General features: G+C 54.7%; 20 protein-coding genes. 13 read left to right on the top strand and 7 right to left on the bottom strand.

Annotated elements, in window-relative coordinates:
- Positions 1-124: 124 nt before the first annotated feature.
- From slmA to coaBC, 3 genes are all read right to left on the bottom strand, one after another.
- Positions 125-718, bottom strand: a complete 594-nt coding sequence (gene slmA, locus SHEW_RS18065; RefSeq protein ID WP_011867279.1) for a nucleoid occlusion factor SlmA — start codon at positions 716-718, stop codon at positions 125-127.
- A 130-nt stretch (positions 719-848) separates the two neighbouring features.
- Positions 849-1,307 carry a dUTP diphosphatase gene (gene dut, locus SHEW_RS18060; protein ID WP_011867278.1) on the bottom strand — a complete coding sequence of 153 codons (459 nt, stop codon included), beginning with the start codon at positions 1,305-1,307 and terminating at the stop codon, positions 849-851.
- Positions 1,304-2,500, bottom strand: a complete 1,197-nt coding sequence (coaBC, locus tag SHEW_RS18055; RefSeq protein WP_011867277.1) for a bifunctional phosphopantothenoylcysteine decarboxylase/phosphopantothenate--cysteine ligase CoaBC — start codon at positions 2,498-2,500, stop codon at positions 1,304-1,306. The genes dut and coaBC overlap by 4 nt, the downstream gene beginning before the upstream one ends.
- Before the next feature lie 135 nt (positions 2,501-2,635).
- Between coaBC and radC the strand changes: the two genes are divergently transcribed.
- From radC to SHEW_RS18030, 5 genes are all read left to right on the top strand, one after another.
- The gene (gene radC, locus SHEW_RS18050) at positions 2,636-3,313 is read left to right on the top strand and encodes a RadC family protein (protein ID WP_041406764.1); all 678 of its coding nucleotides are present in this window, start codon (positions 2,636-2,638) and stop codon (positions 3,311-3,313) included.
- Between the two features lie 123 nt (positions 3,314-3,436).
- The gene (gene rpmB, locus SHEW_RS18045) at positions 3,437-3,673 is read left to right on the top strand and encodes a 50S ribosomal protein L28 (RefSeq protein ID WP_011867275.1); all 237 of its coding nucleotides are present in this window, start codon (positions 3,437-3,439) and stop codon (positions 3,671-3,673) included.
- Positions 3,674-3,679: 6 nt separating this feature from the next.
- Positions 3,680-3,853, top strand: a complete 174-nt coding sequence (gene rpmG, locus SHEW_RS18040) for a 50S ribosomal protein L33 (protein WP_007651290.1) — start codon at positions 3,680-3,682, stop codon at positions 3,851-3,853.
- A 323-nt stretch (positions 3,854-4,176) separates the two neighbouring features.
- The gene (gene argA / locus SHEW_RS18035) at positions 4,177-5,499 is read left to right on the top strand and encodes an amino-acid N-acetyltransferase (RefSeq protein WP_011867274.1); all 1,323 of its coding nucleotides are present in this window, start codon (positions 4,177-4,179) and stop codon (positions 5,497-5,499) included.
- Positions 5,500-5,685: 186 nt separating this feature from the next.
- Complete coding sequence (locus tag SHEW_RS18030; protein ID WP_011867273.1) at positions 5,686-6,225, top strand: hypothetical protein; 540 nt, start codon at positions 5,686-5,688, stop codon at positions 6,223-6,225.
- On the opposite strand, the gene rarD is transcribed toward SHEW_RS18030, so the two are convergent.
- Positions 6,196-7,083, bottom strand: a complete 888-nt coding sequence (rarD, locus tag SHEW_RS18025; RefSeq protein WP_011867272.1) for an EamA family transporter RarD — start codon at positions 7,081-7,083, stop codon at positions 6,196-6,198. The genes SHEW_RS18030 and rarD overlap by 30 nt on opposite strands.
- Positions 7,084-7,239: 156 nt before the next feature.
- Positions 7,240-7,704 (bottom strand): thioesterase family protein, encoded by a 465-nt coding sequence (locus SHEW_RS18020; protein ID WP_011867271.1) that lies wholly within the window; start codon positions 7,702-7,704, stop codon positions 7,240-7,242.
- Between the two features lie 238 nt (positions 7,705-7,942).
- Between SHEW_RS18020 and recQ the strand changes: the two genes are divergently transcribed.
- A complete protein-coding gene (gene recQ, locus SHEW_RS18015) occupies positions 7,943-9,775 on the top strand; it encodes a DNA helicase RecQ (RefSeq protein WP_011867270.1) in 1,833 nt (610 codons plus the stop codon).
- A gap of 69 nt (positions 9,776-9,844) precedes the next feature.
- Here recQ and SHEW_RS18010 read toward each other — a convergent pair whose 3' ends face one another.
- On the bottom strand, positions 9,845-11,530 hold the full coding sequence (locus tag SHEW_RS18010) for a nucleotidyl cyclase domain-containing protein (protein ID WP_150099987.1): 1,686 nt from the start codon (positions 11,528-11,530) through the stop codon (positions 9,845-9,847).
- A gap of 581 nt (positions 11,531-12,111) precedes the next feature.
- Between SHEW_RS18010 and leuA the strand changes: the two genes are divergently transcribed.
- The 7 genes from leuA (at position 12,112) to glpK (ending at position 20,999) form a co-directional block, all read left to right on the top strand.
- Complete coding sequence (gene leuA, locus SHEW_RS18005) at positions 12,112-13,683, top strand: 2-isopropylmalate synthase (RefSeq protein ID WP_011867268.1); 1,572 nt, start codon at positions 12,112-12,114, stop codon at positions 13,681-13,683.
- Between the two features lie 55 nt (positions 13,684-13,738).
- On the top strand, positions 13,739-14,833 hold the full coding sequence (gene leuB, locus SHEW_RS18000; protein WP_011867267.1) for a 3-isopropylmalate dehydrogenase: 1,095 nt from the start codon (positions 13,739-13,741) through the stop codon (positions 14,831-14,833).
- On the top strand, positions 14,833-16,233 hold the full coding sequence (gene leuC, locus SHEW_RS17995) for a 3-isopropylmalate dehydratase large subunit (protein ID WP_011867266.1): 1,401 nt from the start codon (positions 14,833-14,835) through the stop codon (positions 16,231-16,233). The genes leuB and leuC overlap by 1 nt, the downstream gene beginning before the upstream one ends.
- Before the next feature lie 9 nt (positions 16,234-16,242).
- Positions 16,243-16,848 (top strand): 3-isopropylmalate dehydratase small subunit, encoded by a 606-nt coding sequence (gene leuD, locus SHEW_RS17990; protein ID WP_011867265.1) that lies wholly within the window; start codon positions 16,243-16,245, stop codon positions 16,846-16,848.
- A 566-nt stretch (positions 16,849-17,414) separates the two neighbouring features.
- Entirely contained in the window at positions 17,415-18,767 is a 1,353-nt protein-coding gene (locus tag SHEW_RS17985) for an outer membrane protein transport protein (RefSeq protein ID WP_041406760.1), read from the top strand.
- 226 nt (positions 18,768-18,993) lie between these two features.
- Positions 18,994-19,491: a nuclear transport factor 2 family protein gene (locus tag SHEW_RS17980; RefSeq protein WP_011867263.1), complete on the top strand. Its 498-nt coding sequence runs from the start codon at positions 18,994-18,996 to the stop codon at positions 19,489-19,491.
- A gap of 11 nt (positions 19,492-19,502) precedes the next feature.
- Positions 19,503-20,999: a glycerol kinase GlpK gene (gene glpK, locus SHEW_RS17975; RefSeq protein ID WP_011867262.1), complete on the top strand. Its 1,497-nt coding sequence runs from the start codon at positions 19,503-19,505 to the stop codon at positions 20,997-20,999.
- A gap of 42 nt (positions 21,000-21,041) precedes the next feature.
- On the opposite strand, the gene SHEW_RS17970 is transcribed toward glpK, so the two are convergent.
- Positions 21,042-21,350, bottom strand: a complete 309-nt coding sequence (locus SHEW_RS17970) for a hypothetical protein (protein WP_011867261.1) — start codon at positions 21,348-21,350, stop codon at positions 21,042-21,044.
- Between the last annotated feature and the right edge of the window lie 152 nt (positions 21,351-21,502).

Below are 21,502 nucleotides of genomic sequence, written 5' to 3'. Positions count from 1 at the left end.
TATAGAGTTTTTGTGGGTTTGTTGCGCCAAGGAGGGTAAAACAATGGATTTACGAGTGCAATACTTTTGTCTAGAAAAACACGGCGACCAGTGTATTACAGGTCGCTGTTTTTATTGATATTAGTTAACTCTGAAGTAGCTGCTGCTGAATAAACTGCCACTGCTCGGCGAAGTGTTCTGTGGGCTTGTTTTTGAAGTCGCTGCGCACGAATTGGGCGATGCGGCCTTCGGCCACGGCCAGCAGTAGGTTAGCCAGGATTGCCTCGTCCAGGTTAAAGCCTTTGCCTTCTCTCAAGGTCTTCTCTCTGAGGATCTGTTTCAGGTGAGTCTCAACCTTGGAGAAGATCTGGCCGGTACGGTTCCGTAGTCGCTCATTTTCGCCTAACAGGGCGTCGCCGTTGAGTACGCGGGAGATCCCTGGGTTGCGCTCGGCAAATACCAGCAAGAGTTGCAGCAGCAACTGACAGCGTCTCATGGTGTCTTTCTCTTCATCCATGATGAGGTTGATGCGCGATAGCAGCGATTCTTCGATAAAGTCGATCAGCCCCTCGAACATTCTCGCTTTGCTGGGAAAGTGGCGATAGAGCGCCGCCTCAGACACGCCCACCTCGGCGGCAAGTTTTGCCGTGGTGATTCGTTGACCGGGACTGGTTTCTAGCATGGTAGCCAGACATTGAAGAATATGTTCGCGTCGGTTGATTTTAGGGCTTGCAGCCATCTAAGTATCCTTTACTTAATTACTACAGGAGCCGATGGGCAGGCGCTGCCCATGACTCTCTAATTATTCTATGCGGCGTGTCTAGGTTGTGAGTGCCGTGTTATCGAGAATTTGGCTAATAGGTAGCTAACTATTGAGTACCCGAGTGGCCGAAACCGCCTTCGCCTCGATCTGAGGTGTCGAATTCGTCGACCAATTTAAATTCGGCTTGTACCACAGGCACAAACACCAGTTGCGCCAGGCGATCGCCAATCTCCAAGGTGAAAGGCTCGTTGCTGCGGTTCCAGCAAGAGACCATCAGGGGACCCTGATAGTCAGAGTCGATAAGACCGACCAGGTTGCCCAGCACTATGCCATGTTTGTGGCCCATGCCGGAGCGCGGCAGGATGACGGCCGCCAGGCTGGGATCGGCCACATGCACGGCGATACCGGTTGGGATCAGCTGGGTTTCACCCGGTTGAATCACCATTGTGGTTTCTATCATGGCACGCAGATCCATGCCGGCACTGCCCGGTGTCGCGTAGGCGGGAAGCGGAAACTGTGAGCCGATGCGAGAATCGAGGATCTTGAGTTCTATGGGCGTCTTCATGCTGTCTTCATCTGCTGTGCGATTAGGGTGAGTAGTTGCTTCGCCAGGGTATATTTATCTGTGGCGGGCAGGGCGTGCTCGCCTCCTTGCCAGAAAACCTTCAAGGCATTGCTATCGCTGTTGAAGCCGATGGCCGGGTCGGATACGTCATTGGCGGCGATCATATCCAATTTCTTGCGGGTCAACTTGTCTTTGGCGTAATGGTCTACATCCTGGGTCTCGGCGGCAAATCCTACCGTGAATGGACGTGCCTCATGGGCCGCGACCGTGGCTAAGATATCAGGATTGCGTACAAGCGCAAGTGACATCTCTGTGGCAGATTTCTTAATTTTCTCGTCGGCAATATCCGCGGTGCGATAGTCGCAGACCGCAGCGCAGCCGATGAAGATATCGCTGTGGTGTACCTGCTGCATCACGGCGTCGAGCATCTCCTGGGTCGAGGCGACGTTGAGGCGATTGACATTCATCGGCGTCTCAAGATTGACCGGGCCGGAGACCAGCGTCACCTTAGCGCCCATCTCGGCCGCCGCGCGTGCTAGGGCAAAGCCCATCTTGCCCGAGCTGTGATTAGAGATGTAACGCACGGGGTCGATTGCTTCGCGGGTTGGGCCCGCCGTCAGCAGTATCGATATTCCCTGAAGCAGCTTTGGCGCAAAGAAGTGTTCGACGCGCTCGGCGATCACCAGAGGCTCCTCCATGCGGCCTGGGCCGACTTCGCCACAGGCCTGGCTACCAGATGCCGGTCCCCAGATGGTGAGACCACGCTTTCTCAGGTTGTCCAGATTTTCCTGGGTGGCGACGTTCCGATACATCTGCTGATTCATCGCCGGGCAGAGCACTACAGGCGCTTCTGTGGCCAGGCAGGTGGTGGTGATTAACTCATCGGCCATGCCGGCGTTGATGCGGGCGATCAGGTTGGCGGTTGCCGGAGCGATCAACACTAAGTCGGCCCAGCGGGCGAGTTCGATATGCCCCATGGCGGCTTCGGCCGCCGGGTCTAACAGGTCGGTGGCAATGGGATGTCCCGACAGTGCCTGCAGGGTCAGCGGCGTAATAAATTCTTGCGCGCTTTGGCTCATGACGACACGTACATCGGCGCCGCGTTCTTTCAGGCGGCGGACCAGATCGGCAGACTTATAAGCAGCAATGCCGCCGCCAATTCCCAGCAATATCTTTTTATTGGTTAGACTCATGTTGATCACTAATCGCGTTTAATTTTGCCCGCTAACCATACCACAATCCTGCCGAAGTTGAGGATACAAGTTTTTAAAAACTAGACCATACTCTAAAGCCTAGGTGTGCAGATGGCGCCGAGACAAGGAGTGTTTATGGCAATCAAAGATTGGCCTCAGGGAGAGGGGCCCAGAGAAAAACTGCTGCGCAGTGGTGTCGCTCAGCTCTCCGATGCCGAGTTGCTGGCGGTGCTGCTTAGAAACGGCCTCAAGGGGCAAAGCGCCGTGTCCCTGGCCAGAGTCATGTTAACCCACTTCGGTGGCCTCAGGGCGCTGTTTAGCGCCTCCTTGAGTGAGCTGTGTGATATTCAGGGGATCGGCCCGGTAAAGTATGCTCAATTGCAGGCAGCCATCGAGTTAAGCAAGCGGATCGCGCAAGAAAATCTACAAAGAGGAAAGATTTTGTCAGATCCTGATTTAACTCGGGACTATTTAATGAGACAATTGGCGGATCGTGCCTACGAAGTGTTTGCCATCTTATTGCTCGATAGTCAGCATAGGGTGATTCAGTTCGTCGAATTGTTCCGTGGCACCATAGATTCAGCCTCGGTTTATCCACGAGAAGTGGTAAGCCTAGTGCTTGAGAAAAAAGCCGCAGCGGTAATTGTGTGCCACAACCATCCTTCCGGGGGGGCTGAGCCCAGTCATGCTGATCGGCGAATTACTGAGCGATTGAAATACGCGTTGGCGACTATAGATGTTTCGCTGCTAGACCATATGGTTGTAGGCGATCGTGAGATAGTTTCGTTTGCAGAGAGGGGATGGATAGATTGAATATCCCTTGATCTTTGATTTTAGATCCTGTATAAAATGCGCCCTCTTTGTGTGCCTCGGGCGACGGCCATATTCGAGGTACATTAATGCTCGAGCGTTAAATTGTTTTTGGAGAAGATTGACATGTCAAGAGTATGCCAAGTTACTGGCAAGAAGCCGATGGTTGGTAACAACCGTTCGCACGCTAAGAACGCGACTCGTCGTCGTTTTTTACCTAACCTACAGAACCACCGTTTCTGGTTAGAAGACGAAAAGCGTTTCGTACAGCTACGTGTATCTACTAAAGGTATGCGTATTATCGATAAGAAAGGTATCGAAGTTGTTGTTGCTGAACTTCGTGCCCGCGGCGAGAAGGTGTAATAAGCCATGGCTAAAGCTAAAGGTAACCGTGAGAAGATCAAGCTAGTTTCTAGCGCTAAAACAGGTCACTTCTACACGACTGAGAAAAACAAGCGTAACATGCCTGAAAAGATGGAGATCAAGAAATTTGATCCCGTTATCCGTCAGCACGTTATCTACAAAGAAGCGAAAATCAAGTAATTCTTGATTCACGTTTTTTGGAAAAAGCCCCTCATAGCAGGGGCTTTTTTTTGCCCTAAATTTCCCCATGCCGTTGGCCAGCTCATTTCTATTTTTTAGATAAGTTCCCAGGTGATAACCCTGCGTGCCGACGGATTCCGACCTCTACCTAAGCCTCTGATCTTAATCTGTTCTGCTATGCTTAAGCAGATTGTCTCTTTGTGATGAAAAAATATCGCTTTCGATGACAACAAATGCTTTTAATGTGAATTTAAATGCAATAAAATCGGCTTGTTATTCGTCTGGGACGATATTGTCACATATTTATTGTTGAGGTTACGCGGGTGCGCACTACTGAGTTAGTCGAGGGGTTTCGTCATTCTGCTTCCTATGTGAATGCACACAGGGGCAAGACATTTGTGGTCATGTTGGGCGGTGAGGCGCTGGCGCAGAGTCAGTTTCGCTCCATCATCAACGATATCGCCCTGCTTCACAGCCTTGGGATCAAGATAGTGCTGGTCCATGGCGCCAGACCGCAAATCGATGAGGCCTTGGCCGCGCATAATCTTGCACCTGAGTATTACAACGGGGTGCGCATCAGCGATGAAGAGTCCTTCAGGGTGATCAAGCAGGTGGTGGGCGGTCTGCAGCTGGACATTACCGCGCGCCTGTCGATGAGTTTGAGCAATACCCCGATGCAAGGGGCGCAGATCAACGTGGTCAGCGGTAACTTCGTGATAGCCCAGCCCTTAGGAGTGGATAACGGCGTCGACTACTGCCTGAGTGGCAAGGTGAGACGTATCGATGTTGCGGGCCTCAGGCGTCAGCTGGACAACCACGGCATAGTGCTCCTGGGACCGGTGGCGGCCTCTGTGACCGGCGAGTGTTTTAACCTGACCGCCGAAGAGGTCGCGACCCAGATCGCGGTGAAGCTCAAGGCCGACAAGATGATAGGTTTCAGTGCCAAGGAGGGGATACTCGACAGCAACGGCGAGGTGATTGCCGAGCTGATGCCAACCGATGCTCAGCGAATCTTGTCTGAGCTGACCGATGAAGACAATTGGTGTGTAGGAACACGGGCCTTCTTACAGGCCAGCATAGACGCCTGTCGTAACGGTGTGGCCCGCTGCCACTTCGTCAGCTATCTCGATGATGGCGCCTTGCTGCAGGAGCTGTTCTCCCGTGACGGTATCGGTACCCAGATAGTGACCGAGAGTGCCGAGCGTCTGCGCAGAGCCACCATTGCCGATATCGGTGGTGTCTTGGACCTCATCCGCCCGCTGGAGCAAGCTGGGGTCTTGGTGCGCCGCTCGCGTGAGCAGCTGGAGATGGAGATAGAGCAGTTTATGCTGATCGAGCGTGATGGCCTAGTGATCGGCTGCGCGGCCCTCTATCCCTTCGAGGAGGACAATGCCGGAGAGTTTGCCTGCCTGGTGGTGCATCCCGATTATCGTGATGCCGACCGCGGCAGCATCTTGCTGAAGAACATCATAGGTCAGGCCAAGGTGCGTGGTTATGCTCGCCTGTTTGCGCTGACGACCCGCAGCATTCACTGGTTCCTCGAGCATGGCTTCCAGATCGTCGAGGTCGATGCCCTGCCAAACAAGAAGAAGCAGCTGTATAACTATCAGCGCAAGTCGAAGATTCTCGCCTTAGATCTTCAATAACGCTAAACCCATCCGATGAAAGAGGCCACCCTTGGGGTGGTCTTTTTGTGTGTCCAAGTTAACTCACAGCAACGACTCTTGACATAATATGTCGAGAGCGCCACACTCAAGTTATCGGTTCATGTTAGGGTTGGGCTCAGGGATGATCTGCTTGCATGCCCAAATGTTTCAAGAGGATATTTAGAGATGGATACTCAAGTCTTTCAACTTACGACCTTAGATTCGGCATCCAGCGGGATCTTCCTGTCTATGCTGCTGGGTGTCGCCTTGGTGCTAGTCTTGCTGATGGTGAAGCCCTTACCTAAGAAGGCAAAATATGCCTCTGCGGGGATGGTGATCGCCGTATTGGGCCTGCTCTCCTGGGTGTTCTACAAGGCCCATGATACCAGCGTTCGCCTAACACCAAGCACTATGCTGGTGGATATTCCCCTCTACCGGGTCGAGTTACCGCGTCAAAGCCTGATGCCGGCTGAGGCTAAAATCGTCAGCTTGGGAGAAGATGATGCGCCTAAACTGAGCTATCGCAGCAACGGTGTGGGCATGCCGGGTTATTCGCTGGGGTGGTTTAAGCTGGCAGATGCCAGCGACAGGACAAATAAGGCCCTACTGTCGGTCACCGGCGACGGCCAGGTATTGGTTTTGCCGACGACCGAGGGCTATCTGTTGATCTTGAGTCTGGAGCAGCCGGAGGCCTTGTTAGCCAGTCTGCTTACGCCGACTCTTTAACGCCAGGTCCAGGGTAAAGATCACCAGGGCGCTCCAGATGAAGGCGAAGGTGATCCCCTTTTCGAGATCGAAGGGTTCGTTAAACAGGCTGACGGCCATGATAAACATGATGCTGGGGCCAATATATTGGAAGAAGCCTAGCATAGACAATGGGATACGCGTGGCGGCGCCAGCAAAGCAGAGCAGGGGAATCGAGGTGACGATCCCGGCCGCCATCAGCAGCAGGTTCATCTGCCAGCTATTTTCCAGGATGCTGGTGTCATCGAGATTCATTGCCAGATAGAGCAGGGCCACAGGCACTAAGATGGCCGTCTCGACCAGTAGTCCCGTCTTGGCGTCGATATTGACCTTCTTGCGCAGCAAGCCGTAAACGCCGAATGAGGCGGCAAGCCCCAGGGACACCACAGGAATCGAGCCAAAAGAGATCAATTGGATCAGTACGCCGGCGCAGGCCAGTGATACGGCCGCCCACTGTAGCTTACGCAGACGTTCCTGTAGGAACACCATGCCCAGCAATACGTTAATAAGGGGGTTGATGAAGTAGCCTAGGCTGGCGTCGAGCATATGATCATTGTTGATCGCCCAGATGAACAGCAACCAGTTGCCGGCGATCAGAACCGAGGTGAGCGCTAATACCCCGAGCTGTTTAGGTTGCCTAAATAGGGCACGTAGCTTGGCGAAACCACCGATAAATTGCATCAAGATCAACATGAAGACGAAGGACCAGATCACGCGATGCAGCAGGATCTCGGTCGCCGACACATGGTTTAGCAGCTTAAAATAGAGGGGAGCAAAGCCCCAGAGGCAGTAGGCGCAGATGGCGAGCGCTACCCCTTTACGATACTCAATATCGGCCATAGCTTAGGATTTAGAAAAAGTGCGGGAGTGGCATTGTAGGCGCCTAAGCCGCGTGACTCAAGCGGCCATAAGCATTCTTTTCGCGCCTCGCGCTGGAGCTGTCTCTTGCCAGCGCGTCTCACTAAATTGACGGTAATTTATAGAGGGATTAGCTGGCTAGCCCACCATGTAAGTGCCAGTGCCGAAGGCTATATGCGAGCCCTTCTCGTTGTGCAGCTCCATGCGGCAGACTGAGACTCGGTTACCGGCCCTGATCACTGTGCCCGTGCCGGTAAAGATCTCGCCGCGCCCTGGTCTGAGATAATCGATACGCAGATCTATGGTGCCTAAGGTTTTTAGGCGCTGCTGCAGATCTTCTAAACACCAGTCGTCTCGGCTGGCTACCAGGCCAGAGAAGGCCGTCAGGCCGCCCACCACATCTAGTACGGTAGCGGTCACGCCGCCGTGGAGGATCTGCTGATGAATGTTGCCTATGAGGTCTTTCTTCATCTTCACCTCGACCTCGACGCCCTGCAGATCGTAACGCTTGATATCCATCCCCAAGAGGTTATGAAAGGGCACCTTGGTATCGAAGATATCGGCTACACTGGCCAGGGTCTGCGCTTGTATGGGCGTCGTCATAGGGGCACTCCTTGTTTTGTCCTACGCTGCTTGCTGGGGACAAGCGGGTAAAGTTTGGGCATTCGTTAGCCTAATGGTTAGAGCATTTAATCTATCGCTAATGCACTGGGCGAGGCAAGCCTGCGGATAAAATTTCATCAATCGATGGGGGCGAGGTGGTAATTAATACCCGGATAGATGAGACAAGCCGAGCCGGCTTGATTAGAATAAGCGGCCAAATTAATGATTACCGAGCGCCATGGACTTAGCCTTAACTTCTCCCGACGTGACCGATAGCGATCCGCTCGCCGCCTGCCTGCAGACGGTGTTTGGCTATCGCACCTTCAGGACGGGTCAGCGTGAGGTGATAGAGCAGGTCTGCGGCGGCCAGGATGCTCTGGTTATAATGCCTACCGGCGGCGGTAAGAGCCTGTGTTATCAGCTGCCGGCACTCGTCTTACACGGGCTGACCCTGGTGGTGTCGCCGCTGATCTCCCTGATGAAAGATCAGGTCGATAGCCTGAAACAGATGGGCGTGGCCGCGGCCTACCTCAACTCGTCACAGTCGCGGGAAGAGGCGCTGACCATCTATCGCCAGCTGCATAACGGCGAACTCAAGCTCTTGTATGTATCACCCGAGCGCCTGCTGACCGACAGCTTCATCGAGCGTCTGCATAACCTGCCGCTCTCCCTGTTTGCCATCGACGAGGCTCACTGTATTTCCCAGTGGGGGCACGACTTCCGCCCCGAATATGCGGCCCTTGGTCAGCTGAAGCAGCTGTTTCCTCGGGTGCCCATGATGGCGCTAACGGCTACTGCCGACAAGGCGACGCGCGAGGATATCTGCCAGCGACTGGGTATAGCGCCCTTTGAGCTGCTCACCAGCTTCGATCGCCCCAACATTCGTTATACCGTGGCGGAGAAGCTCAACGCCGCCAATCAGCTCAGGCAGTTTATCCAGGCGCAGAATGGCAACAGTGGCATCATCTACTGTAGCAGTCGTCGTCGGGTGGATGAGGTGGCCGAGCGTCTGCGTATGCAGGGCTATCATGCCGATGCTTATCACGCGGGCAAAACCCAGGAGGAGCGCGCCGATATTCAGGAACGTTTCCTAAAAGATCAATTAGATATCGTGGTAGCCACCGTGGCTTTTGGCATGGGGATCAACAAGTCCAACGTGCGCTTCGTGGTGCATTACGATATTCCCAAGAGCGTCGAGGCCTATTACCAGGAGACGGGCCGCGCCGGCCGTGATGGCCTGGATGCCGAGGCCTTTATGCTGTTCGATCCCGCCGATATCGGACGGGTGCGCCATCTCATCGAGCAGCAGGAGCCGGGTCCGCAGCAGCAGGTGGAGTACCACAAGCTCAATACCATGGCGGCCTTTGCCGAGGCGCAAACCTGTCGCCGTCAGGTGCTGCTGCATTACTTCGACGAGAGTGCGTCCGAGCCTTGCGGAAACTGTGATATCTGCTTAGACCCACCCAAGCGGTACGACGGCGTCGAGGATGCCCAGAAGGTGCTCTCCTGCATCTTCCGCCTGCAGCAGAAGTTTGGTGTAAATCATCTTATCGAGGTGCTGCGCGGCTCCAAGGCGGCCTCTGTGGTCGACCGTGGCCACGACAAGCTGTCGACCTGGGGTATAGGCAAGGAGAAGAGCCATGAGTTCTGGCTCAGTATCATACGTCAGATCATTCACCTGGGTTTCGCCAGTCAGGATATCACCAGAGGTTCGGCCATTAAGCTTAATCCTCAGGCGCGGGCAGTGCTTAAGGGGGAGCTGCCGTTGCAGCTCGCCGAGCCGCGGATCAGCATCACCACACATGTGAAGCGTCGCAGCAGTAGCCGGGCACCGATTAACTACGACAGGAAACTGTTTGCCCGCCTGAAGCAGCTGCGTCGCAGCCTGGCAGAAGAGTTGGATGTGCCGCCCTATCTGGTGTTTAACGACGCCACATTGGCGGAGATGGCCGCCATGTTGCCGACCAGCCCCGGCGAGATGCTGGCGGTGAACGGCGTGGGCGAGACCAAGCTAAATCGTTTCGGCGGCGAGTTTCTTGACGAGATCAACGACTACCTCACCCGCAGCTAGCCAATATTTTGCTAACTCAGGCTCTGCTTACCAAGACTCTGTATATTCAGGCGCTGCTTGCTACCAAGCTTAGTGTGCCTGCTGACCGCTGTATTTACTCAGTTGATCGACACTGGCCCTTTTAACTAAGGAGGAGAGGGTGTCGTGATGCTGCATCACCGCCATCCCCATGCTAACCCGGGCGCCATTTTGTAGCGGCTCTATGATGGCGCTCAGCTGGCGGGCGATAAGCTGGGCGCCCGCCAGCGAGGTGAAGGGCAGCATGATCAATATCTGATCGGCGCTGGTGCTCAGCAAGATATCCTGCTGGCGGATCTTCTGTGACAAACGGGTCAGTAGCCTGTCGACATCGGCCTTGGCCAGATGGCTGGGATTGATCAGCAAGATGGTGATAGGAAAACCTATCTGCTTGGCGCTGGTCAGCAGGGCCTCCATCTTCTCCTGGGTGCTCATCGGCTCATCTCTCTGGCTCACCTGCAGCGGCGTCTTAGGCATTCTGATACGGTTGAGCAGAATAAACAGCGTCAGCAGCAGGAAGAGCACCAGGATGCCGATAAGACCATAGCTGTCGCTGATGTGGGCATCGAGCTTGATGGGCTTAGGCTGATTGTCCTGTGCCAGCTGCTGGTAACGTCCCAGCTGGGCCTTGATCTGCAGCAGTCGAGTGTCTTTAAGAAACTCATAGCTGCGCTGGGCCATCTCGAAGCGTTTCAGCTGATACTGATAGGCGTCCTTGTATTGGCCTATGTCGGCAAAGTAGCGGCTCAGGATGCCGTAGCAATAGACGAGCTCGTCAAACTGATTGGTGCGCTCGCCGATGGCGATCGCCTTCTGCATCAGCTCTGTCCCCAGGGCCTGCTCGCCGTTCGCCAATTGAATATTGGCCAGTAGACGATTGGCCCTCAGGCTGTCGTTGATCTTCTTCTGCTTGTCGAAGGTGTTGAGGGCGATATTGAGCAGCTGAATGGCGCTCTTATCATTTCCCCGTAGAAACTCAATTTCTGCCAGTTGGGTATAACTCTCGGCCAGCTCAGTCGCCGTGGCGAGTTCGGGCAGCAGTATCTTGGCCTCGAGCACCATGTCGTCCCTGAACTTCACCTCTTGGTTGTAGTGGGCGATCTTGGCCAGGGTGAGTAGCACTGTCAGCCTCACCTTTCCCGTGGTCTGTTCGCTATCCAGCGCACCCTTGGCATTATTGAACGCCTGATTGTAGAGGCCCTTGGTTCGCAGCAGTTCGGCCATGGCCAGTTGCACATAGGGCCTTGGCGGGGTGAGCCATTGAGGTCTCTGTTTCTCGGTATCCGGGTAGATATCTTGGGCTAGGCGTAGATCTTCCAGCGCGCTGCTCTGGCTTTCGATATGGGTATCTATCTTGCCACGCAGCATCAGGCCGTTGACTAAGGACTGGGGCTGCTGTTGCTCGCGAGAGAGGTAGATGGCGGAATCCAGCAGGGTCAGCGCCTGTCTGAGGTCGCCATAATCGATATAGGCCGCGGCCATACAGTTGAGAAAGTAGGGGCTGAGCTGATTAAGCTTGAGCGACTTGGCCTTGGCCTCACTCATGCGGCCCAGGTTGATGGCGGCTTCGTTTTCGCCCAGCTGCACGAAGGCCTCACATTTGAGCAGCGAGAGGCGCAGACGATTTTCTTCAGACGTGGCTTCCTGATCCAGGCGTTGTTCCAGCGCCGAGATCTGTGTCAGTGTCTTGTTGGGATATTGGTAGACGGTTTGGGCCAACTCATCTAACTCTGTCATAGTGTCCCCATAAGCTGGGATCAGCCAGAGGCTGAGACTTAACACTATGAGACGAAAATCCATTTTTAAAAGCTCCGGAACGAGTGTGCTGTTTCTGTTTCCTTTGGCGGCATTATACTGATTTTTCATCAGCAATTGCATAAAAAATAGCGCCTGCGATTGGAATCAGAGGGAATGCTCGACAAATGACCTAGTATGCTGAATTTAATCACTTAGTCACTCTTGTGAGCAAATAAATGGTTAGATTTGCGCAGTTAATCAAGATTTTTATCTGGTCTAATGTGGCAAACATGAAAAATATGGGGTTGACTATTGAACAGACACACGTTAAATATTAATCAATCTTTCGAAGCGAAACGAATAATTAATTACTTTTACTGAATACAATGACGACTATTAACCGTGCACTCCTCAGCCTCCTTATTCTCATTCTCGCAGGTCCTGCGCGGAGAATGTAGTGTTGCACGCTTAATAACACACCCATCATTCATAAACCCCGCGCCCAACAACGCGGGGTTTTTTTGTTTATGGATTCGACGAACACCCAAAATTAGAGCCTAGACGTACCATGGAGAAACCAGATGTCTAACCGAGTGATAATATTTGATACGACCTTACGAGATGGTGAGCAAGCATTAGCGGCGAGTTTAACGGTTAAGGAAAAGCTACAGATAGCACTGTCACTCGAGCGTCTGGGAGTGGACGTCATGGAGGTGGGATTTCCCGTCTCATCGCCGGGTGATTTCGAGTCGGTGCAGACCATTGCCCGCACCATCAAGAATAGCCGGGTCTGTGCACTTGCCAGGGCGCTTGAGAAAGATATCGACGCCGCGGCCCAGTCCTTGTCGGTGGCGGAGCAGTTCCGTATCCACACCTTTATCTCGACCTCGACCATACACGTGGAGAGTAAGCTTAAGCGCTCCTTCGATCAGGTGCTGGACATGGCGGTCGGTGCGGTGAAATATGCCCGCCGCTTCACCGATGATGTGGAGTTCTCCTGTGAAGACGCCGGTCGTACCCCAATAGATAACCTGTGCCGCATGGTCGAGGCCGCCATCAAGGCGGGCGCCAAGACTATCAACATTCCCGACACAGTTGGTTATACGGTGCCGAGCGAATTTGGCGGCATCATTCAAAACCTGTTCGACAGGGTACCGAATATCGATCAGGCGGTGATCTCGGTGCACTGTCACGACGACTTGGGCTTGTCGGTGGCAAACTCTATTACCGCGGTGCAGCATGGGGCGCGTCAGATCGAGTGTACCGTCAATGGCATCGGCGAGCGCGCCGGTAACTGCTCTCTGGAAGAGATCGCCATGATCATCGCCACTCGCAAGGCCAGCCTGGGGCTGGAGACGGGGATCAACGCCAAAGAGATCCACCGCACCTCTAATCTGGTGAGTCAGCTGTGTAACATGCCGGTACAGGCCAACAAGGCGATCGTCGGCGCCAACGCCTTCACCCACTCCTCGGGTATCCATCAGGATGGCGTGCTGAAGTCACAAAACACCTACGAGATTATGACGCCAGAGAGTATCGGCCTGAACCGCAACAACCTGAACATGACCTCCCGCTCCGGCCGCCACGTGATCAAGCATCGCATGGAAGAGATGGGCTATGGCGAGCAAGACTATGATATGGACACCCTGTACGAGGCCTTCCTGAAGCTGGCTGACAAGAAGGGGCAGGTGTTCGACTATGACCTGGAGGCCTTGGTATATGTAGAGGCTCAGGCGGAAGATGAAAACCACTATGGCTTGCAGCAGCTGGTGGTGCACTCAGATTCGACTCAGGGACAGGCCACCGCCACAGTGACCCTAAGCATAGACGGCAAGGCGGTAACAGAGGCGGCAACGGGTAACGGCCCGGTCGATGCGGCCTACAAGGCGATTGCCCGCGCCAGCGGCTGTGAGATCAACATCAGCAGCTATCAGCTTAGCGCCAAGGGCCAAGGGCAAGATGCCCTGGGACAGGTGGATATCACCGCCAAGTATCATGATCAGAGCTTCCATGGTGTGGGCCTGGCGACCGATGTGGTCGAGGCCTCGGCAGCGGCGCTGATCCACGTGATGAATCTGACCTGGCGCGCGGACAAGGTGGCCGAAAACAAGCATAAGTTAAAACAGGCGCGCACCGAGTTAGGCGGCGTATAACAAATTTCGAATTAAACAGCATAAAGACAATTAATTGCAGGGAGTCACTTGAGGTATGAGTTATCAAGTCGCGGTATTGGCCGGTGATGGGATCGGCCCCGAGGTTATGGCCGAAGCACGCAAGGTGCTAAAGGCGGTGGAAGAGCGTTTCTCGTTGGATATCGAGTATAGCGAATATGATGTGGGCGGCGCGGCCATCGACCATCATGGTTGTCCGCTACCCGAGTCGACCCTGAAGGGCTGCGAGGAGGCCGACGCTATCCTATTCGGCTCGGTAGGTGGCCCTAAGTGGGAACATCTGCCTCCAAATGATCAGCCAGAGCGTGGCGCCTTATTACCGCTGCGGGGGCACTTCGAGCTGTTTTGTAACATGCGTCCGGCCAAGCTACATGTTGGCCTGGAGCATATGTCGCCGCTGCGTAGCGACATCTCGGCCCAGGGCTTCGACGTGCTTTGCGTGCGCGAGCTGACCGGTGGCATCTACTTCGGTAAGCCCAAAGGGCGCCAGGGTGAGGGCGAGCAGGAAGAGGCTTTTGACACCATGCGCTATAGCCGCCGCGAGGTGCGCCGCATCGCCAAGATCGCCTTTGAGGCTGCTCGAGGTCGTCGCAAGAAGGTAACCTCTGTGGATAAGGCCAACGTACTGGCCTGCTCTGTGTTGTGGCGTGAAGTGGTTGAAGAGGTGGCCAAGGAGTTCCCGGATGTGGCGCTCGAGCATATCTATATCGATAACGCCACCATGCAGCTGCTGCGTCGCCCCTTCGATTTCGATGTGATGCTCTGCTCAAACCTGTTTGGCGACATCATCTCAGATGAGATCGCCATGCTGACCGGCTCCATGGGCTTGCTTTCATCGGTGAGTCTCAACAGCGATGGCTTCGGTCTGTATGAACCTGCCGGTGGCAGCGCGCCGGATATCGCCGGCCAAGGCATCGCCAACCCGATAGCGCAGATCCTGTCTGCGGCGCTGCTGCTGCGTCATAGCCTCAAGGAAGAAGCGGCGGCCAAGGCGATTGAAGATGCGGTCGCCAAAGCATTGAGCGATGGCTATTTAACTGGAGAACTCTTGCCCGCGGATCAGCGTGACAAGGCAAAATCAACCCGCGAGATGGGCGACTATATTGCCCAAGCAGTCAGAGAGGCAAACTAATGGCGAAGACACTGTATGAAAAGGTATGGGATAGCCATATCGTAGCCGCCCCCGAAGGTGAGGCGCCGCTTATCTATGTCGATCGCCATCTGGTGCATGAGGTGACCTCGCCCCAGGCCTTCAGCGGCTTGAAAGTCGCCGGCCGTAAATTACGGGCGCCAGAGAAGACCTTTGCCACCATGGATCACAACACCTCGACCAAGAGCGCCAGCCTGGATGCGCTCAGCCCCATGGCGCGCACTCAGGTGGAGACGCTGGCACAAAACTGTAAAGAGTTTGGTGTGCGTTTATACGATATTCATCATAAGAATCAGGGGATTGTCCACGTGATGGGCCCCGAGCTTGGTATCACCCTGCCGGGCACTGTGATTGTGTGCGGCGACTCGCACACGGCGACCCATGGCGCCTTTGGCGCCCTGGCCTTCGGCATCGGCACCTCTGAGGTGGAGCATGTGATGGCCACCCAAACCCTGCGCCAGCTGAAAGCCAAGACCATGAAGATTGAGGTGCGCGGCCTGGTGGCCGATGGGATCACCGCCAAAGATATCGTGCTGGCCATCATAGGCAAGATAGGCATGGATGGCGGCACGGGTTATGTGGTGGAGTTCTGCGGCGAGGCGATTGCCGCCCTGTCGATGGAAGGGCGCATGACAGTCTGTAACATGGCGATCGAGATGGGCGCCAAGGCGGGCATGATAGCGCCGGATCAGACCACCATTGATTACCTAGAAGGCCGTGAGTTTGCGCCTAAGGGCGAAGCTTGGCAGCAGGCGGTCGCCGCTTGGAAGGCGCTGAAGTCGGACGAGGATGCCATGTTCGATGCCCATGTGGTGCTGGAGGCGAGCGATATCGCGCCTCAGCTGACCTGGGGCACTAACCCAGGCCAAGTGGTGGCGATCGATCAGTGCGTGCCTAACCCTGAAGATGAGACAAACCCGACGGTGAAGGCGAGTATCGAGAAGGCACTGGACTATGTGGCGCTCACCCCTGGCACTCAGATGACTGACGTGAGCATTAACAAGGTGTTTATCGGCTCCTGTACCAATTCGCGCATCGAAGATCTGCGCTCGGCGGCTCAGCAGGCCAAGGGGCGTAAAGTGGCCGCCGGTGTCACGGCTATCGTGGTGCCGGGCTCAGGCTTGGTGAAGGAGCAGGCGGAGGCGGAAGGCCTGGATAAGATCTTTATCGATGCTGGGTTTGAATGGCGTCTGCCGGGTTGCTCCATGTGTCTGGCGATGAACGATGACAGGCTGGAGGCCGGGGATCGCTGCGCCTCGACCAGTAACCGTAACTTCGAGGGTCGTCAGGGACGCGGTAGCCGCACTCACCTGGTGAGCCCTGCCATGGCCGCCGCCGCGGCGATTGCCGGTCATTTCGTCGATATTCGCAAGCCATACTAGGAGGGAGAGATGCAACCATTTACCACACATACAGGGCTTGCGGTGATCATCGACAGTGCCAATATCGATACGGATCAGATCATCCCTAAGCAGTTTCTCTCTAAGGTCACCCGTGACGGTTTCGGGGTTCACCTGTTTCACGACTGGCGTTATCTGGACGATGCCGGCGATCAGCCTAATCCTGAGTTCAGCCTGAATCGGCCCCGTTACCAAGGAGCCTCTATCTTGCTGGCTAAGGAGAACTTTGGTTGTGGCTCGAGTCGTGAACATGCGCCCTGGGCCCTGGCCGATTTTGGCCTTAGGGTGATCATAGCGCCAAGTTTTGCCGATATCTTCTATGGCAACGCCATCAACAACGGCCTTTTGCCGGTTCGCCTCACCGAGGCGGAGGTGGTGCAGTTGATGCGAGAGGTTGAAGCCGAAGAGGGCGCTCAGGTGAGCGTGGATCTGCAGGCACAGACTGTGACCTCTCCTTCGGGCGCAAGCTTTAGCTTCGAAATCGCCCCGTCGGCACGTCATAACCTGCTAAACGGCCTGGATGCCATAGGCATCAGCCTGGGTTACGGCGAGGCGATAGCGGCTTATGAAACCGAAATCCCCGGCTGGCGGGCCTAAAGCTAAGAAGGCCTAACTCTTTGCGCCCGATACATGTTTTAGGGATTAGACGCTTTAGGAGTTTGACGTACTAGAAATTAGGCGTACATCTGTACCTTAGGGTTATCGAATAGAGCCGATCACAGTTTGCTGTGGTCGGCTTTTTGTTTACATTAGTGGTAATGAATCTTGTTAAGTCTATATTTTTCAGTTATTTATTGTGGTATCCAGCCGTTAGCTAGTCATATGCACAATTAGCTAGTGATTTATGCTGGTGGTTTTACTGTTTTCAGGCGTACAGGTGTTAATCAAACGTATTTGTTTTAATTGGTTGATATTATTGATCTTTATTTGTGATTTCTGATTTTTGTAAACCCCATTAAGTGAACGTAGATCACATTTTTGTACTTTGGTTGGCGTTTAAAAGTCGGTTTTGGCTGGTTTTTGTATGCTATTTAGGCGTTTTAGCCAGCATTATTCGCTTAAATTCATTATTTGCTTGTAAAGATATTCTGCATCAGTAGACTGCGGCTCACTCAATATCTGGAGCCTTTGCTCTAGGTTGTCATAATAACAAGAGAGCCATGATGAAGAAGCATATTTTATCTTTAGCTGTAGTTGCTGCCATCGCCACGCCGCTATCTCAAGTTCAGGCCGCTGGATTTCAACTTGCCGAATATTCTGCCACGGGTCTAGGCCGTGCCTTTGCGGGTGAGGCGGCCATGGCCGACAACGCCGCTGCTCAGGCGCGCAACCCTGCTATGTTGACCTACCTCGAGGGACGTCAGCTGTCGCTGGGTGGTATCTATGTAATGCCAAACGTCGACGTTGAGGGCGACGTGACTCTGGCTTCACCTGTGTTAGGGCCTCAGGGTGTGACCATGAACGCCGATGCCCTGGATGTGGCTGACGACGCCCTGGTGCCTAACTTCTACTATTCTAACCAGCTTAACGACCAGTGGACCTGGGGTTTAGCGGTTAACTCTAACTATGGTCTGGCGACCGAGGTGCCGAGCACGCATCCTACCGCTATCTTTGGTAAAGAAACTTCAGTGACCACTGTGGAGTTCAATCCAAATCTGGCTTACAAGGTGTCTGAGGCCGTTTCTGTCGGTGCGGGCCTGCGTATCGTCTATGGCGAAGGTAAGATTGGCGCCTCTACGCCGGCTTGGGTCGATGGCATCAAGGCGATCCCTACTCTGCCTGCCGAGATCGCAGGCGCACTACCACCAGGTGGCACTAGCCTGAAATCGATGGAAGGCGATGATATTGGCTACGGTTGGCAGCTGGGTGCCAGCTGGCAGATCAACCCGGCGCACCGTATCGGTCTGGCCTATCACAGTGGCGTCGAGCTGGAACTCGACGGTCATGCCTCTGGCCTGATCTACAACGGTGGTCAGGATGTGGAGATCGAGGGTTATATGCCACTCGAGCTACCAGCCTTTGCCGAGTTGGCCTCTTACCATCAGCTCACCGACAACTGGGCGATGCATGCCAGCATTAACTGGACCCAGTGGAGCGTGTTCGATCAACTGGTGGCTTACTTCCCAGGCGAGCAGAAGCCTGTTGGCGGCCTGGAGTCGGACCTGGTGAAGGTTGAGAACTTTAAAGACAACTGGCGTTTTGCCCTGGGCACCAGCTATCAGCTAAGCGATAAGTGGCTGGTACGAGGTGGTGTGGCGCTGGATAAGACGGCGGTAGAAGATGAGTATCGCACCATCACTATCCCCGATTCAGACCGTCTGTGGTTCAGTGCGGGTGCTGGCTATCAAGCCTCTAAGAACCTGACTTTGGACTTTGCCGTGACTTACATCAAGGCCCACGGTGATGCGCCGATCAACGAGACCATGAACCTGATGAACCTGGCTCAGGTGAGCTTTAACGGTGAAGCGGGTGGCGATGTCTGGTTGCTGGGCGCTCAGTTAAGCTACAAGATGTAACTTAATGCCCTAGTGCAACTTAAAGCCCAAGGGCTAGTTAAGTTAAACGAAAATGCCTCACCTATGTGGGGCATTTTTTTATCTGAATATTTGTTGGCTATCTGAACTTCATCGGATTATATTCGTCTAATTATCAACATATTTTTAGCGCTAATCGATCCACTATTGCCCCACAGCCAACAGAGCGGGGCGATAGGCGCGATGAACCAACAATAAGAGGTGTCCCATGAAACCCTATCTTCTGGCTGCAAGCATAGCATTACTGCCGATATCGGCCTTCGCCGACCCGAGTGCGACGCAAGTGGTGAAAGGGTTTATCGACGCCTATAACCAGCACAGTGTCGAGAAAATGCTGACCCATGTGTCGGACGATGTGCGCTGGATGCATATCTCTGGCAGCAAGATAGAGGTTGAAACCTCGGATAAGGCGCAATTTGGCGCCGCCATGACAGACTATTTCGAGACCCTCACCGGCGCCCAGGCCACCATACTCGAGCTGATCGACTCTTCTCACTATGTCAGCACGGTAGAGCGTGTGACCTGGGAGAACGATGGTGAGCAACTCAGCCAGTGCAGCGTAGGTAATTTCCGCGTGCAGGACGGTAAGATAGCCGAGTTTTGGTATCTGCCCGCCCACGCCTGTGACGAGCAGTTAGAGGCCGCCGAGCAAGTCGAGTCTGAGCCAGAGCCAGAGCTCGATCCGAACCAGCCTAACCAGCAGTAGCGGAGGCGTTCGTGCAGCAGAAGTATGTCATCGCGCTCGATCAGGGCACGACCAGTTCGCGTACCATCATCTTCGATCACGACGCCAATGTGGTCGCCATCTCCCAGCGAGAATTTTCCCAGATCTATCCTAAGGTGGGTTGGGTGGAACACGATCCCATGGAGATCTGGGCCTCCCAGAGCTCGACCCTGATCGAGGCGCTCGCCAGAGCGGGGATCCACAGCGACGAAGTCGCTAGCATCGGCATCACCAATCAGCGTGAAACCACTGTCCTGTGGGACAAGGCCACGGGTAAACCCATCTATAACGCCATCGTCTGGCAGTGTCGCCGCAGCCAACCCCTGTGTGAATCCCTGAGGGCGGAGGGCTATGAGGATTACATCAGGCAGAATACAGGCTTGGTGTTAGACCCCTATTTCTCGGCTACCAAGATCCGTTGGATCCTAGACAATGTCGAGGGCGCCAGAGAGAAGGCCGAGGCCGGTGAGCTGCTGTTTGGCACCATAGATACCTGGCTGGTGTGGAAACTTACCGAGGGTAAGGTGCATGTGACAGATCCCACCAATGCTTCACGCACCATGCTGTACAACATACATCAGCAGGCCTGGGATCCTGTGTTGCTCGAGGCGCTGGAAATTCCCGCGAGTATCCTGCCCGAGGTGAAGCCCTCCTGCGCCGTGTATGGCAAGACCCGAATTGCCGGGGAGGGTGGCGAGATCCCCGTGGCCGGTATGGCGGGGGATCAACAATCGGCCCTGTTCGGTCAGCTGTGTATCGACGAGGGGATGGCAAAGAATACCTATGGCACAGGCTGTTTCCTGTTGATGAACACAGGTCTGCAGGCGGTGCAATCTAACCATGGCCTGCTGACCACCATAGCCGTGGGGCCAAAGGGCGAGGTCAACTATGCCCTGGAGGGCTCGGTCTTCATGGGAGGCGCCACCATTCAGTGGCTGCGCGATGAGCTGGGGCTGATCCGCGATGCCCAGGACACGGAATATTTTGCCCTTAAGGTCAGCGACAACAACGGTGTGTATCTGGTGCCGGCCTTCGTGGGGCTCGGGGCGCCTTACTGGGATGCCAGCGCCCGCGGCGCCTTGGTCGGCCTCTCCAGGGGCGCGAATCGCAACCATATCATTCGTGCCGCCCTCGAGGCGATCGCCTATCAGAGCCGGGATCTGCTCGATGCCATGACCAAAGACAGTGGCGTGCAGCTGAAACAGCTCAAGGTGGATGGTGGCGCGGTCGCCAACGATTTTCTGATGCAGTTTCAGGCGGATATTACCGATGTCGAGGTGCAGCGACCTAAGGTGACGGAAACCACGGCCATGGGGGCGGCTTTCCTGGCGGGACTCGCGGTAGGCTTTTGGCAATCGACAGCCGAATTGAAACACAAGGCGGGCGTGGAGCGCTGCTTTAAGCCAGCCATTGCCGACGATGAACGTGAAGCCTTGTATCTTGGATGGAAACGCGCGGTTGCTCAGGTGACCAGCGAATCTGTGGCTTAACCGCTAGATACTGACATTAGGCGTTGATATTAGCAGTCGATACTAGACGTCGATATCGATACGGGGCAGTGGTGAATTCAGCGCTTCTTTTTCTGCCTCTTCTTCGGCCTGTTTCTGGGCCTGTAGGCGTCTCGCCTGGCCGCGGCGATCGTCGCGTCCGGGTCTGGGGTTGATGCGCCTGTCAGTCTGGCGACGACGTTCCAGATGGGGCGGCAGCTGCGACTGGGGCGCCTCATGACTGTCGGCATGGATGGCATCTATGTGTTCAGTCTGATCCACCACGCGCTTACGTGTTACCACGCGTTGTACCGGTCTGGCTAACATGGCGTACAGGCTATCTAGGGCAACCATCTCTCCTCCTCTTTCGGTTAGGTGTAACTCCTCTAACCTATTTATCGGCCGCTTCTGCTTAAAATTTAGACATCTTGTTCGCTATATTCGTTCAAAGTGGCCGTTTCGTTCATGAGGGCAGCTTTCGGTCAAGAAGGCTTCTGTCGTTCACT

It is taken from the genome of Shewanella loihica PV-4 (assembly GCF_000016065.1).
In the GTDB taxonomy this organism is placed as follows: domain Bacteria; phylum Pseudomonadota; class Gammaproteobacteria; order Enterobacterales; family Shewanellaceae; genus Shewanella; species Shewanella loihica.
This window is presented reverse-complemented; position numbering and strand designations above follow the sequence as displayed.